Source organism: Tistrella mobilis KA081020-065, assembly GCF_000264455.2.
GTDB lineage: Bacteria > Pseudomonadota > Alphaproteobacteria > Tistrellales > Tistrellaceae > Tistrella > Tistrella mobilis.
The window spans coordinates 2,782,408-2,796,938 of sequence record NC_017956.1 but is presented as its reverse complement, the minus strand read 5'-3'; the positions used below and the strand labels follow the sequence as shown (position 1 = coordinate 2,796,938).

10 protein-coding genes are annotated in these 14,531 nt (G+C 69.4%); 9 read left to right on the top strand and 1 reads right to left on the bottom strand.

Annotated elements, in window-relative coordinates; genetic code table 11:
- Positions 1-2: 2 nt before the first annotated feature.
- From TMO_RS29485 to TMO_RS12720, 3 genes are read left to right on the top strand one after another with little or no spacing between them, the layout of a single operon-like run.
- Positions 3-551, top strand: a complete 549-nt coding sequence (locus TMO_RS29485) for a TRAP transporter small permease (protein ID WP_014746042.1) — start codon at positions 3-5, stop codon at positions 549-551.
- 44 nt (positions 552-595) lie between these two features.
- Positions 596-1,891 carry a TRAP transporter large permease gene (locus tag TMO_RS12725; RefSeq protein ID WP_014746041.1) on the top strand — a complete coding sequence of 432 codons (1,296 nt, stop codon included), beginning with the start codon at positions 596-598 and terminating at the stop codon, positions 1,889-1,891.
- Positions 1,892-1,937: 46 nt separating this feature from the next.
- Entirely contained in the window at positions 1,938-2,684 is a 747-nt protein-coding gene (locus TMO_RS12720; RefSeq protein WP_014746040.1) for an IclR family transcriptional regulator, read from the top strand.
- A 22-nt stretch (positions 2,685-2,706) separates the two neighbouring features.
- Here TMO_RS12720 and TMO_RS12715 read toward each other — a convergent pair whose 3' ends face one another.
- The gene (locus tag TMO_RS12715) at positions 2,707-3,612 is read right to left on the bottom strand and encodes a LysR substrate-binding domain-containing protein (RefSeq protein ID WP_014746039.1); all 906 of its coding nucleotides are present in this window, start codon (positions 3,610-3,612) and stop codon (positions 2,707-2,709) included.
- Between the two features lie 296 nt (positions 3,613-3,908).
- On the opposite strand from TMO_RS12715, the gene TMO_RS31075 reads away from it, so the two are divergent.
- The 6 genes from TMO_RS31075 (at position 3,909) to TMO_RS12685 (ending at position 14,525) form a co-directional block, all read left to right on the top strand.
- A complete protein-coding gene (locus TMO_RS31075) occupies positions 3,909-6,866 on the top strand; it encodes a DUF4011 domain-containing protein (protein ID WP_187297779.1) in 2,958 nt (985 codons plus the stop codon).
- A 136-nt stretch (positions 6,867-7,002) separates the two neighbouring features.
- Positions 7,003-9,474 (top strand): DUF3320 domain-containing protein, encoded by a 2,472-nt coding sequence (locus TMO_RS31070; RefSeq protein WP_145978234.1) that lies wholly within the window; start codon positions 7,003-7,005, stop codon positions 9,472-9,474.
- A gap of 280 nt (positions 9,475-9,754) precedes the next feature.
- Complete coding sequence (locus TMO_RS12700; RefSeq protein WP_014746036.1) at positions 9,755-10,675, top strand: PhzF family phenazine biosynthesis protein; 921 nt, start codon at positions 9,755-9,757, stop codon at positions 10,673-10,675.
- 188 nt (positions 10,676-10,863) lie between these two features.
- Positions 10,864-12,069, top strand: a complete 1,206-nt coding sequence (locus TMO_RS12695) for an O-antigen ligase family protein (protein WP_187297778.1) — start codon at positions 10,864-10,866, stop codon at positions 12,067-12,069.
- A gap of 134 nt (positions 12,070-12,203) precedes the next feature.
- Positions 12,204-12,911, top strand: a complete 708-nt coding sequence (locus TMO_RS29480; protein WP_014746034.1) for a tetratricopeptide repeat protein — start codon at positions 12,204-12,206, stop codon at positions 12,909-12,911.
- 144 nt (positions 12,912-13,055) lie between these two features.
- Positions 13,056-14,525 carry a sigma-54-dependent transcriptional regulator gene (locus tag TMO_RS12685; protein WP_014746033.1) on the top strand — a complete coding sequence of 490 codons (1,470 nt, stop codon included), beginning with the start codon at positions 13,056-13,058 and terminating at the stop codon, positions 14,523-14,525.
- Positions 14,526-14,531 lie beyond the last annotated feature (6 nt).

Sequence of the window (14,531 nt, the reverse complement as noted above, 5' to 3'; positions counted from 1 at the left end):
GTTTGGACACGCTCGACCATCTGATCGGCCGGCTGGAGACCCTGTTCGAATACGTCGCCATCGCGCTGCTCGCGATCATGATGCTGATCATCACCATGGATGCCGGCGGCCGCTATCTGTTCGCGGCCCCGGTCTTCGGCACGCATGAATTCGTCGAGTTCTATCTGATGGTTGGCGTGGTCTTCCTCGGCATCGCCCAGTTGCAGGCCAGGCGCGGCCATGTCGCTGTGAGTTTCGTCTCGCGCAACTTCCCGCGTCCGGTCCGCCGGCTGCTGGAGGCCGTGTTCCTGGCGGCGACGCTCGCGGCCGTCACCGGCATTGGCTGGATGGCGGTGGAACAGGTCTCGACGAACATCATCCGCGACCGGGTGATCGCGACGCCCTTCCCGTTCAGCCAGGTGCCGATGCCGGTCTGGCCGTCCTGGGTGCTGGTGGCGGCCGGGGTGATCCTGCTCTGGCTGCGCATGGCGCTGCAGCTTTTGCGATGCCTGATCTCGGGCGAGGTTCCCGACGCGGAGACCTTCGAAGAGACGGACAGTGCCATCCATTGAGGGCCGGGGCTCCGGAAGCCCCTGCCGCACGGGATATCGCCCCCATGTTCGACACCGCCTTTCCGATCGTCCTGTTCCTGGTGACCCTGGTTCTGGGCATGCCGATCGGCTTCTCGCTGATCGTCGCCGGCGCCGCCGGCATCTGGATCAATGCCGGCTGGATGCCCCTGCTCGGCATCCTCCGGGCCGAGCCCTACCGCCATGCCTCGTCGTTTCTGCTGACCACCATTCCGCTGTTCATCCTGATGGCGGAACTGCTGGCCCGTGGCACGGTGGTGCAGGCGATGTTCCGCTGCGCCTATGCCTTCGTCGGCCATCTGCGTGGCGGGTTGGCGCTGGCGGCGGTGGGGGCCAATGCCGGTTTCGCCGCACTCAGCGGCTCCAGCACGGCCGCCGCGGCGGCGATGGCGCGGATCTCGATCCCCGAGATGCGGCGCTTCGGCTATGACGACCGGCTGTCGCTCGGCACGGTCGCGATCGCCGGCACGCTTGCGATCATGATCCCGCCCAGCCTGGGGCTGATCATCTACGGCATCCTGACCGAAAGCTCGATCGGCCGACTGTTCGTGGCCGGTATCGTGCCCGGCCTGCTCTCCGCCACCGGCTTCGTGATCTCGATCATGATCTGGGTGCGCCGGGACCCCACCATCGCGCCCCAGGTGGTGAGGACCGCCTGGCCGGAGCGGCTGCGCAGCCTGACCGCGATCGGCCCGGCGATGCTGCTGGTGGTGTTCGTCGCGGGCTCGATCTATTCAGGGGCAGCCACGCCGACCGAGGCGGCGGCGATCGGTGCGCTGGCGGCGCTGGTGATCAGCGTCGTCTTCGGGGGGCTGCGCGGGGAGGGCATGCTGGCCGCCTTCCGTGCTTCGATCCGCAGCACCGCATTGATCTTCACCATCATCATCGGCGCGATGATCTTCGGGAAATATCTCGCCATCACCCGGCTGCCCCAGGATCTGCTGGAGACGATCGTGGCGCTGAACATTCCCGGCTGGGCGATCATCGCGATCCTGATCGTGATCTATCTGATTCTCGGCTGTTTCCTGGACCAGCTGGCGGTGATGCTGCTGACCCTGCCGCTGACCTTCCCGCTGGTGGTCGGGCTTGGCTACGACCCGATCTGGTGGGGCATCGTGCTGACCAAGACTTCCGAGATCGGCCTGGTCACACCACCGCTCGGGCTGAACAGTTTCGTGGTCTCGGCCTCGGCCGATGCGCCACTGGAGAAGACCTTCTCGGGCGTGTGGCGGCTGCTGATCGGTGACATGATCGTCCTGCTGCTTCTGCTGCTGTTCCCGGCGCTCTCGCTCGGCCTGCCCGGCTGGTGGTACGGTCCGTGACGGCAGACATCCGGGACAGGACGACCAGGGAAGGAGACGACGGATCATGTCGACGGCCGCGATCAAGACCGCCCGGCGGGTCTTCGAGGTGCTGGAATATTTCGACGAGGTGAAGCGGCCGCTGACGCTGCGCGAGGTCTCGGCCCATTTCGGCTATCCGGTGTCCAGCACCGCCGCCCTGCTCAAGAGCCTGCTGCAGCTGGGCTATGTCGATTTCAACCGGCCGACGCGCACCTATATGCCGACCATGCGCGTCGCCATGCTGGGCGACTGGATCCAGGCATCGCTGTTCGGCGAGGGCCGGATCCTCAGGCTGATGCAGTATCTGAACGAGATGACCGGCGAGATGGTGAGCCTCGGCACCCAGTCGGACATCTACATGCAGTATGTTCACGTGCTCTACTCGCGCGAGGGTCTGCAATACCGCGTGCGGCCCGGCACCGTGCGTTCGATGACCCACTCCGGCTATGGCTGGCTGCTGTTGAGCGCCATGCCCGATGCCGAGATCGACAAGCTGCTCCGGCGAGTGAACATCGAGGAGAGCGACCCGGCCCGGCGGATGACGCTGGACGAGCTGATGGTGCCCGTGACCGAGGTCCGGCAGCTGGGCCATGTCTATTCCCGCCACACTGTCACCCCGGGCGCCGGGGTGATCGGCATGCTGCTGCCGCCGCAGAGCTATGGCCGCCGCTTCACGGTCGGCGTCGGCGGCCCGGTCGACCGGCTGGAAGAGAAGCACGACATGATCCTGGCCCTGCTGCGCGAGGCGATCCCCCGCTTTCTGCCCGGGTGATCTCTGATGGCATCGGCCCCCCCTAACGCCGGGCGGCCTGGCGGGTTGCGGCGACCGAGACAAAACCGGCGGCCGCGGCAGACAGCGGCGATCCGCGGCGCCAGGCGGTGGCGACCTGGATGGCGGGCAGATCCTCGGCCACGCCCCGCGCTTCGATCTTGTCGCCTTCCAGCGACCAGGGCCGGTAGGTGAGGTCGGGCAGGATCGCGACGCCGGTGCCGGTGGCGACCAGGCTGCGCACCGCTTCGACCGAGCGGGTGCGGAAGGCGACCGGCGGGCGGATGCCGAGCCGGCGCCAGACCACCTCCGACGCCTCGGCGATCTCGTCGATGGTGAGCAGCACATGGGGCTCGGCGGCTAGGTCGCGCAGGCTGACCCGCTCTTCGGCAGTGGCGGCATGGCCGAGCGGCAGCCAGACCCGATAGGGCGAAATCTCCACCACCTCGATCTGCAGGGCAGAACTGCTGCGCCCGGGCGCCAGCACCATCACCGCCACGTCGAGTTCGCCGCCGACCAGCAGATGTTCCAGATAGTCGCCATTGTCCTCGACCGTCTGGACATCGACATCGGGGAAGGCGCGGCGGAAGCGGGCGAGCAGATCGGCGAGGACATAGCCCGCCACCAGCGGCGTGACCCCCAGCGCCAGCTGGCCCTTCAGCACGGCGCTCTCGCCGCGGATCGCACGCCGGGCATCGGCGACATCGGCCAGAATCCGCCGGGCATGGGCCAGGAACTGATGGCCCTTGAGCGTGGGGGCGACACCGCGGGCATGACGTTCGACCAGCGGAAAGCCCAGATCGATCTCCAGCCCGCGCAGCGCTTCGGTCACCGTCGATTGCGAGATCGACAGCGCCTGGGCGGCGGAGGAGATGCTGCCGCGCTCGACGATCGCGACGAAATACTGCAGCTGGCGCAGCGAGAAGGCCATGCGGGTCGGGCTCCCGGGGGCGGTGCGGCGGGCGCTGACATCATGGCGCGGGGCGGTACCCGATGGGAAGGCCGGTACGCGGTCGGTTGGCCGGGGACGCGCCGGGCGTTGACCAGGAACCCGCTGCGGCGTTGAATTTTGCCGGCGCTCCTTCTACAGCTTGAGCCGAGCCCCGCCGCGGCCCGTCCGCGGTACCCTTCCCCGTCGGATGGTGAGCGGAGATGAGCGAAACGGTGTCCCCCGAGAACGAGCCCGTCACCGCCGCGGCGACCGAGCCTTCAGTCCTGCGGAGCGGATTGCCGCTGGCAGCGAAGCTCGACCGGGCGCGGATGGACCTGCTCGATCTCTCGGCGCGCAATCGCCTGCTGAACCTGCCTCAGGCCCGGCGCAGCCGCATGCTCGACATCGTCGACGAGCGCGCGACCGAAATCTACCGGCTGCTGGTGGGCGAGGGGCGGCGCTTCACTTTCCTGCCCGGCCGCGAGACCGAAGAGGAGCAGGTGGAAGAGGGTGGGGCGGAAGGGGGTGCTGCAGCCGGCGAGGCCTTGGCGCAGCCCGAGGACGAGGCGGTGGATGCGCGGGGGCTGGCCGCGCGTCACACCGACACGAAGCTCCAGACCCGTCTCGGCTCGGAAGGGCTGCAGCGTCGTCTGCTGGACCTGCATCTGGATGCGCGCACGCTGGAGGAAGAGCAGGGCGTCAACATCCTGTTCCTGGCGCTGGGCACGCTGGTCTGGACCGACCCCGCCGCGGGCGGTCAGCTGCGCCGGGCGCCGCTGGTGCTGGTGCCGGTGCAGCTGGAGCGCGGCAGCGCCACCGAGCGTTTCCGCCTGGCCGCACGGCCCGAGGACGTCGCGACCAACCTGTCGCTCGAAGCCTTCCTGGACCGCGAACACGGCATCACCCTGCCGGCCTTCGACGCGGAAGCCGAGAGCGAGACCGATCCGTTCACGGCCTATGTGACGGCGGTCGCCGAGGCGGTTCACGGCCGCAAGGGCTGGGAGGTGCGGCCCGACGAGGTGATCCTCGGCTTCTTCTCGTTCTCGAAATTCCTGATGTATCGCGACCTGGATCCGGCGGTCTGGCCGGCGGATGCGCCGCTGACCGACCGGCCGCTGATCCGCGGCCTGCTGGACGAGGGTTTCGGGGTCGAGGATGTCGATTTCGACGAGGACGTGCCGGTCGATCCGCTGATCGGGCCCGAGGATCTGGTACATATCGTCGATGCCGATGCCTCGCAGACGCTGGCGATCCACGAGGCGCGGCGCGGCCGCGACCTGGTGATCCAGGGCCCGCCGGGCACCGGCAAGTCGCAGACCATCGCCAATGTCATCGCCGCCGCGGTCGCCGACGGCAAGACCGTGCTGTTCGTGGCCGAGAAGATGGCAGCGCTGGAGGTGGTGAAGCGCCGGCTGGATCAGGCGGGCGTGGGCGAGGTCTGCCTGGAACTGCACAGCCACAAGGCGACAAAACGGGCGGTTCTGGAGGATCTGAAGCGCAGCTGGGAGCTGGGCACGCCCCGGATCGGCGATGACGAGACCCTGTTCCATCGCCTGGGTCGCAGCCGGGCGCAGCTGAACGCCCATGCCGAACGGCTGCATCGCGCGCTGGAGCCGACCGGGCTCACACCCTATCAGGTGATCGGCGAGCTGGTGCGCCTGCGCGCGGCCGGTGTGGCGCCGGCCGATTTCGATCTGGCCGAGGCCGCCCCCGGCTGGACTGCGCCCGAGCGGACGGCCCTGGCCGCGACGCTGGACGATCTCGCCCGCCGGATCGAAGCGGAGGGGCCGCCCGCATCCCATCCCTGGCGCGGCGTGGGGCTGGATACGATCAGCCCGCTGGATGCCGACCGCCGGCTGGCCGAAATTGCGGCGCTGGAGCGCGGACTTACCGGCTGGCGCGCCGAGGCGGAGGTGGTGGCGGGCCTGCTGGACCTGCCGGCCCCCGCCACGCTGGACGGCAGCAGCCGGCTGCTGGCCCGGGCCGAGCGGCTGGCGGCTGCACCGGATCTGCCGCCCGCGGTGTTCCTGGACCCGGTCTGGTCGGTGGCCGCGGATGATGTGGCGGTGCTGGTCGAGACCGGGCTTGCGCTCCGCGATCAGGCGACACGGCTGCGGCCGGGGCTTGCCCCCGGGGCGGACGGGCTGGCGACCGCCGATCTTCAGGCAGCCCGTGACCGGCTGGCGGTCCTGCCCGCAGGCTTCGATGCGGCCGCCCGCGACCGGCTGGCCCGGGTGGTGGCGGCGCTGCCGGCGGTGATCGAGGCGGGCAGCCGTCTGGCCGGTCACCTGGGGCTGCCGGCGCCGGAAACCCTGCGCGAGGCCGGGGCGCTGATCCGCTGCGGCGCGGCCGTGGCCGCGGCCCCCGACCTGCCGGCGGAGCAGCTGGCGGCCGAGAGCTGGGAGGCGGAGCGGGCCGCGCTCACCGATCTGGTCGAGGCGGTGCGGGCCGCCCATGATGCACGGCTTGCCGCCGGCGACCGCGTCACCGAGGCCGCCTGGTCGACCGGGCTGGCCGAGGCCCGCCAGGCGATCGCCGAGACCGGCGGCAGCCTGTTCCGGATCTTCAGCGGCCGCTGGCGGCGGGCGAACCGGCTGGTCAAATCGATCCTGACCGGGCCGAAGCCCGAAGATGGCGAACTGATCCAGCTGCTCGACCGGGTGATCGCCGGCCAGGCGGCGGCGGCAAGGGCAGAAGCGGGCGACGCCCTGGGCCGTGCCGCTTTCGGCCCGGTCTGGCGCGGGGCACGCAGCGCGCCAGAGCGGCTGGAGGCGATGCTGGCCTGGGTGAACGGCCCGGCCGGCGACGCCGCCACCCGCCGCACGGCCGCGGCCTGTGCCGACCGGCCGCTTGCGGGCGATCTGGCCGCGCGTCTCGGGGCTGCGGTTGCAGCGGTCGCGGATGATCTGGACCGGCTGGCCCAGGATCGTGGGGCCGGCGGCCCCGGCGCTGCTCGGCACCGATCTGGGCGGAGAACGGGCGCCGCTGGCGGCATCCGCTCTGGCGCCGGTGGTTGCGGCCGAGGCCGTGGTCGATGCGGCCTTCGCCGCCCTGATCGCTCCGACCATCCTGGCCGGCGAGCGGCTGGCGGCCCTGGACGATCTGCTCGAAATGCGTCGGCGCGAGGCCGTGCTCGCCGATGCCGCGGTCACCGGCCGCGCCGCTTTCGGGCCGCTCTGGCCGGCCGGCGACCGCGCGGCGGCGGATTGGGACACCATCGCCCGGGCGGCGGCCTGGCTGACGGCGGAGCCTGACTTGCGGGCGCTGGCGGCCCGCACCCCCGATCGTGCCGCGCTTCGTGGCCGCACGGCCGCGCTGGTGGAAGCCGGCCACGGCATCGTCGATCAGGTGGTCGGGCTGTGGTCCAGGCTGGCCTTCGATCCGCGGGCCATGTTCGGCGAGACCGGCATCCCGGATCTGGATCTCGATGCGCTGGCGGCCCATCTTCGCGGTTGGCTGGCGGCGCCCGAGGGGCTGCCGGCCTGGGCTGCGATCCTGGCTGCGGCGCGGGCCGCACGTGCTGCCGGTCTGGCGCCGCTGGTCGACCGGCTGGAGGATGGGCGGCTGGACCGGGCGGGCGTGATGCCGGCCTTCGAGATGGCCGCTTTCGAGGCGATCTGGCAGGCGATGACCGCGGCCGAGCCGGCGCTGGCCGGTTTCGACGGCACCGCCCAGGACGGGCTGGTGCGGAGCTTCGCGGCGCTGGACCGGGCCCGGATCGACCTCGCCCGGTCGGAAGTGCGGACCGAACATGCCCGCAGCCGTCCGCGGGTGAATGGGCTGGGCCCTGTGGGCGTTCTGAGGGGAGAGCTGGCCAAGAAGCGCCGGCACATGCCGATCCGCCAGCTGATGAGCCAGGCAGGCCCTGCGGTTCAGGCGCTGAAGCCGGTCTTCATGATGAGCCCGCTGTCGGTCGCCCAGTTCCTGGAGCCGGGGCGGATCGGCTTCGACCTGCTGGTGGTCGACGAGGCGAGCCAGATCCAGCCGGTGGATGCGCTGGGGGCGATTGCCCGCTGCCGGCAGATGGTGGTGGTGGGTGACGAGCGCCAGCTGCCGCCCACCGCCTTCTTCGCCCGCATGACCGCCGATGCGCCTGATGCGGAGGATGACGACGAGACCACCCGGATCGCCGATGTCGAGAGCATTCTGGGGCTCTGCGTGGCCCGCGGCCTGCCGCAGCGCATGCTGCGCTGGCATTATCGCAGCCGGCATCAGTCGCTGATCGCGGTGTCGAACCATGAATTCTATCAGGACCGGCTGCATGTGGTGCCGAGCCCCTATGCGGGGGAGGCCGGGCTGGGGCTCGATTTCGTCCATGTGACCGACGGCGTGTTCGAGACCGGCGGCAGCGGCACCAATCCGACCGAGGCGCGGCGGGTGGCCGAGGCGGTGATCGCCCATGCCCGCACCACGCCCGAGCGCTCGCTTGGGGTCGCCACCTTCTCGGTGCGCCAGCGCCGGGCGATCCTGGATGCGCTGGAGGCCCTGCGCCGGGCCCATCCCGAGACTGAGGACTTCTTCAACGCCCATCCGGCCGAACCGTTCTTCGTGAAGAACCTGGAAAACGTTCAGGGCGACGAGCGCGACGTGATCTTCATCTCCGTCGCCTATGGCCGCAATGCCCAGGGCTATATGGCGATGCGCTTCGGCCCGGTTGGTGCCGAGGGCGGCGAGCGGCGGCTGAACGTGCTGATCAGCCGGGCGAAACGGTTCTGCCGGGTCTTCGCCTCGATCACCGACGAGGACATCGATCTGGAGCGGGCGCGCGGCCGCGGCGTCGCGGCGCTCAAAACCTTTCTGCGCTATGCCCGCACCGGCAGCCTGGAGGTCGCCCGCCGGTCGGGCCGGCCGGCCGACAGCGTGTTCGAGGAACAGGTCGCCCGGGCGCTCAGGGCGCGCGGCCATGTCGTCCACGAACAGGTGGGGCTGGCCGGCTTCTTCATCGATCTGGCGGTGGTCGATCCCGACCGGCCCGGCCGCTATCTGCTCGGCATCGAATGCGACGGGGCCGGCTATCATGCCGCACGATCGGCCCGGGACCGCGACCGGCTGCGCCAGGCGGTGCTGGAAGACCACGGCTGGATCATCCACCGGATCTGGTCGGCCGACTGGTTCGCCCGCCCCGAGGGCCAGCTGGCGGCGGTGGAGGCGGCCATCGTCGGGGCCCGCGAGATGCTGGAGGCTCGCGATGACGGCCGCGCCGCGGCGGCCGCGGCCATGTCGCCCGAAGACGCAGCGCTGGCCGCGGAACTGGGGCTGGAAGGCGGCGAGGACGAGGCGCCGGCCGAGGATGACCACATCACCCCTGCCTATGTCGAGGCGGACCCGGAAGTGCCGGCCGAGCTGCAGGGCATGGAGCTGCACCAGGTGACGCCGGCGAAGCTGGCGCCGATGGTGATGGCGGTGGTGAAGGTCGAAGGGCCGGTGCATCTGGACGAGGTGACGGCGCGGCTGCGCGATGCCTGGGGGCTGGGGCGCGCCGGGGCGCGGATCCAGGCCGCCGTGCGGGCGGCGGCATCCTATGCCATTCGTCGCCGCCATCTGGTCGACGAAGGCTGGTTCCTGAGCCTGCCGGGAGAGCCGGTGCGCATCCGCGATCGCAGTGCCGTAACCTCGGCGGGGCTGCGCAAGCCCGAATTGTTGCCGCCAGCCGAGATCGAGGCCGGGCTGATGCGGATCGCCGCCGAGAATCTGGGCGTCACCCGCGAAGAGCTGCAGCGCCAGCTGGCCCGGATGCTGGGCTTCCGCGCGCTGAGTGCCGGGCTGCGCTCGGTGACTGAAGACGAGATCCGCCGGCTGACGGAACGCCGCCGGCTGGTGGAGCGCGACGGGCTGATCGTCGTGGCCGAGCCGGCGCCGTGACATATCGGTGACCTGGGGATCTGACCGGAAGTTGTAATGGTTCGATCACAGCCATGACTTCCGCGGCATGGTACACCCTCCGCGGGCGTCGACAGGCGGCGGCCAGCCCGTGTGGCCGGCACTGCATGTCATGTCCATTAAATTGAAAGTTGAAATCACGGTCTGGTTCTTGCCTATTATGAGCGGGTGTCGAATGAACGCGATCAACGGCGGCGACGGCATTCGTGGACGAGCGTCAGCGGTCGGAATGCGCCACGCTCTCACAAGGGGAAGCGGTCCCATGCTGGAATTGCATCGTGTGCGGCTCTACGCCCGGAGCGGCCAGGGCGGCGTATCTGCGGTGGTGATCCTGGGTGCGGACAATGCCTGCGAGGTTGCGACCCGGCTGGATGAGCCGGCGACGACGGCTGTTGCCGTGACCCCCTCGCTCAAGGCCGATGCCCGGCTCGACGTCTGGCGCGACGGTATGCGCCAGGAGGTGGACGGAACCGGCCTGCTGGCGGCTGCCCATGTCCTGCTCGGCCGCGACGGCCGCGGCCCGATCCGCTTCGAAACCGGCGGCCGGGTGATCCCGGTGCTGCGCGAGGCCGACGGCCGGCTGCGCTATCGAGCGACGCTCTCTCATGAAATCGTCGGCCATTTCGACGGGGCCGAAGTTCTGTCTGCCCTTGGCGTACCGCCGATGCGGGTCCCCGGCAACATGCCCTTCGGGCTGGCCGCGACGCAGCGCCGCATCCTGCTGGTGCCCATCGAGGATGCCGCGACCCTCGGCGCCATCCGCCCCGCCTTCACGCGTCTTGCCGCCTGGAGCGCCGCCCACGAGCAGGCGCCGGTGCTGGCCTATGCGCCGGCCCATGGCGAGATGGGCGGAGCCGATTTCATCGCGCGCCTTTTCGACCCGCTGGCCGGGCGCACCGAAGAAACCCCCGGACCCGAAGCCGTGGCAGCCCTGGTCGGCACTCTGGCCCGTCGGGGCCTGGCCGGCGGCCTGCGCCCGGTTGCCGTGGCGCAGGGCCGTTTCAACGCCCCGGTGGTGGCCCTGCAGGCCCGGGCGGAACTGGTCGTCTCCGAGACCGGTGCCGCCAGCCGTTCCGGCGTGAAAGTCTGGGTGGGCGGCGAGGTGCGCCATTTCGGCTTCGCTGCCATGGACGGGCTGGGCATTGCCGGCGCCGGGCTCGGCGATCTCAAGCTGGGGGCATGACGGCTTCTGCCGGGTAAAATCCGGGAAAGTAAGCAATCAGAACGTCGCGTTGACGGCGGATTCGGGATATAAGGCAAGATCTTCCATATCTCTCCAGCCAGATTTTGCCCGAGAGGATGACCTTGTCCCAAAATAATGTGAGTTCCGCGGGCGCGGAGGCGCAGGATCGTCTTAGAGCCGTGGGACGCATGATTGCAATGATCTTGCCCATTTTGATGATACTGGGGCCAGGGGTGACTGATGTCGGTGGCTCTTTGGTTGCGCTTTTGTTTCTCATCCATGGCGCCGTCAATCGGGACACGGTTGCGCTTCGGGCTTGGTGGTTTCGTCTGGCGCTTGTTCTATGGGTGTTCATGCTGGCTACGGCGCCCTTTGCGCTGGCCAGCGTGTCTGATGCATTCAGCCGGGCCGGGACTTTCATCAGATTTCCGATGCTCGCAGCGGCTCTCGGTTTCTGGCTGCTGACGGAACCCAAATGGCGCGACCGCTACGTGGCGGTTTTGCTGGCCATCGTTTTGTTCAGTGCCGTCTGGGCGCTGATGGAATGGTACTGGGTCACCAGGATTGTCCAAAGCTATTCGCATCCCCTGCGGCTGACCGGCCCATTCGATGATCGCAAGGTCGGCATTTTTCTGACCAAGACGATGTTCCCATGCCTGGGTTTCGCCCTGGCCTGGGCAGCTGCAGGATCGATGCGACGGCTGGCTCCCGTCGGTGTCGGGCTGTTTCTGGTGCTGCTCGCAATCTTCCTGTCAGGCGAGCGGAGTGCCTTTCTGCTGGCAGGCCTTGGTCTGTTGATTATGGCTCTGATCGTGCCCGTGCCAGGTCTCCGTCGTTTCATGCGGTATGGGTTGCTGATTGCAATTGTTGGCGCGGTGGTGGCCTACATCCTGTCTCCCGCAAGTTTCGACCGTCAGATCGGCTCGACCCTGGGGACGCTGTCACGTCTGTCGACGACGTCCTATGGCCTGCTCTGGCAGTCCGGCGTCGAGGTCGGCGAACTCTCGCCTGCGGTTGGCGCCGGAGGAAAGAATTTTCGGGATGTCTGCCCGGAAATCCGATCCCCTAACATCAGACTGCGGGGCACCGACTACTCGGAATATCTGGAGTTTTGTTCGACTCATCCGCATAACGCTTACATTGAATTCTTTGCGGAGCACGGTGTTATCGGCCTGGTTATCTTCCTGGCATTGGTCGGTGGTTTTGTCGCAGCATTCCTGCCGCAGCGCATGGATCCGGTGGCCGTAGGGGCCGGGCTCGGCATCCTGTTGATTCTCTGGCCGGTCGTTCCGCATGGCAGCTTCTTCAACAACTGGAATGGTGTGGTTTTCTGGTCGCTGGTCGGATTGATGGTGAGCCGGGTGGCGCTCCCGCGGCCGTGCCGCGCAGGTTGACCGACGGTACCTGCTCCGGCTTGCATCCCCTCGGCCGCTTGCGGAATATTAGCTGCGCGGGAGAGTACTTATTGGCACCGGGCGGGGTGCGCATCGGGGGTGACATGAGGCTGGCCAGGGTGAAGGGGCGTGGGGTGCAGACGGCACTCCGCAGGGCGGTCGTGATCGGTCTGGCGGCCATGATGCCGGTCGGTGCCCAGGCCTGGACGCCGCCGCAGGGCTTCGCCACCGCTGCCCATGCCTGGGAGACCGGCGACTATGCCACCGCCCGTAACCTGTTCGGCAGGCTGGCAGAGGCTGGTGACGCCCGCGCCGCCTTTTATCTGGGGGTGATGGCAGAGCAGGGGCAGGGCGGGGAAGCAGATCCGGCGGCGGCTGCCTCCTGGTACGGCCGCGCCGCCGATGCCGGGGATGCGCGTGCCGCCTTCAACCTGGCGCGCCTGCTGGACCAGGGCGCAGGCCCGGCTCTGCCGGCCGATCCGGTGCGGGCGGCGATGCTGTACGAACAGGCGGCGCGTGCCGGCATCGTCGCCGCCGATACCGGCCTTGCCCTGATGCAGCTCGACGGCCGTGCCGCCGGGGGCGATGCCGCTGCTGCGCGGTCCCGCCTGCTGCGCGCGGCGCGTGCCGGCGACGGGGCCGCCGATCACGCCCTGGCGCTGCGTGCGCTCGTGGGGGATCCGCCGGACATGGTGGAAGCGGTGGCCCGATGCCGCCGCGCCGTTGCGCGCGGATATGCGCCGGCGCGTGCTCTGCTCGATCAGCTGTCGGCTGCCGCGGATCCCGGGCTCCTGGAAGCTGCGACCGCGCGGGAGCCGGTGCTCGATACGCCGGGTAACTGACACCGGCGCCGATTGGCGCGCCCTACACCTGATGCGGGTGTCGTCGTGGACGCTGACCGCGCCCCGGTCTTCTGCTAGCCTTGTTTTGCGGGTGGCCGGGGGGACCCATGGTCACCGCATCAGGCAGTATGGTGACGTGGCGGTATGGTGGCGGACGAGAGTGCATCCGAAGTTCTGATCATCGAGGACGACGCCCTTCTGGCCCGCCTTTACGCGGAACAGCTCCGTGGCGCCGGCATTCCTGCCGTGGCCGTGGGGACGGCGGCAGCCGCCTTCGAACGGATTGCGGCGACGCCCCCGGCGCTGGTGCTGCTGGATCTCAGCCTGCCCGACGCCAACGGGCTCGACATTCTGGCCGATCTGCGCCGCCGGGGCGGCTGCGATGTGGTGGTGGTGACGGCGCATGGCTCGGTGAATGTGGCCGTCGAGGCGATGCGCGCCGGCGCCCACGATTTCCTGGTGAAGCCTTTCCCGCCCGAACGGCTGGTGGTGACGGTGCGCAACGCACTGGCGCTGGGCACGCTCACCCGGCTGGTCGACCGCATCGGCGAGCGTGAAGCCTATTGCGGCATGATCGGCCGGTCGCTGGTCATGCAGGGCATCTATCGGATCATCGAAGGGGCGGCACAAAGCCGGGCTTCGGTCTTCATCACGGGCGAGAGCGGCACGGGCAAGGAGCTGGCGGCCGAGGCGCTGCATGCCCGCAGCCCGCGCGCCCGCGGACCCTTCGTCGCACTCAACTGCGCCGCCATCCCGCGCGATCTGATGGAAAGCGAGATCTTCGGCCATGTCCGCGGCGCCTTCACCGGCGCCCATACCGACCGCGACGGTGCGGCGACCCGCGCCCATGGCGGCACGCTGTTCCTGGACGAGGTCTGCGAGATGGATCTGGCGCTGCAGAGCAAGCTGCTGCGTTTCCTGCAGACCGGCGCCTTCCAGAAGGTGGGCTCGGGCGTGACCGAGCGGGTCGACATCCGCATCGTGTCCGCCACCAATCGCGACCCGCTGGTGGAGGTGGAGGCCGGCCGCTTCCGCGAGGACCTGTACTACCGTCTGCATGTGGTGCCGATCCACCTGCCGCCGCTGCGCCAGCGGGGCGACGATGTGCGTCTGATCGCCCGCCATCTACTGGACGATCTGGCGTCCCTGGAAGGCAAGGGCTTCCGCAGGATCGACGCTGCAGCCGAGGCGGCGCTCGCGGCCTATCGCTGGCCCGGCAATATCCGTCAGCTCTACAACGTGCTTCACGGCGCGGTGGTGCTGAATGACGGGGAGGTCCTGACCCTGGACATGCTGCCCGCCCAGCTGCGCGAGGCAGAGGCGCGATTGCTCAAGCCCGCGACGACCGGCGCGCCGCCGCCCGAGCTGGATTTCGAACCGGTCGCGGATGGGGAGGTGGACGAGGTCGGCGGCGGGCGCGATCCGGACACTCCCGGCATCTATGGTGCAGAGGGTGAGATCCGGCCGCTCTGGCAGGTGGAGCGGATGGCGATCGAACGCGCGATCGAGCTTTGTGGTGGCAATGTGCCCCGGGCCGCCGCCCTGCTCGGCATCAGCGCCTCCACCATCTATCGCAAGCGTCAGGCCTGGTCGGAGGCGCCGACCGATCCCTGATCCGGT

Bases quoted from the DNA above. Each gene is read 5' to 3' on its own strand.
- TMO_RS12725 (WP_014746041.1), top strand. From the start codon at position 596: ATGTTCGACACCGCCTTTCCGATCGTCCTGTTCCTGGTGACCCTGGTT.
- TMO_RS12685 (WP_014746033.1), top strand. From the start codon at position 13,056: ATGGTGGCGGACGAGAGTGCATCCGAAGTTCTGATCATCGAGGACGAC.
- TMO_RS12700 (WP_014746036.1), top strand. From the start codon at position 9,755: ATGCTGGAATTGCATCGTGTGCGGCTCTACGCCCGGAGCGGCCAGGGC.
- TMO_RS12720 (WP_014746040.1), top strand. From the start codon at position 1,938: ATGTCGACGGCCGCGATCAAGACCGCCCGGCGGGTCTTCGAGGTGCTG.
- TMO_RS12715 (WP_014746039.1), bottom strand. From the start codon at position 3,612: ATGGCCTTCTCGCTGCGCCAGCTGCAGTATTTCGTCGCGATCGTCGAG.
- TMO_RS31070 (WP_145978234.1), top strand. From the start codon at position 7,003: ATGTTCGGCGAGACCGGCATCCCGGATCTGGATCTCGATGCGCTGGCG.
- TMO_RS12695 (WP_187297778.1), top strand. From the start codon at position 10,864: ATGATTGCAATGATCTTGCCCATTTTGATGATACTGGGGCCAGGGGTG.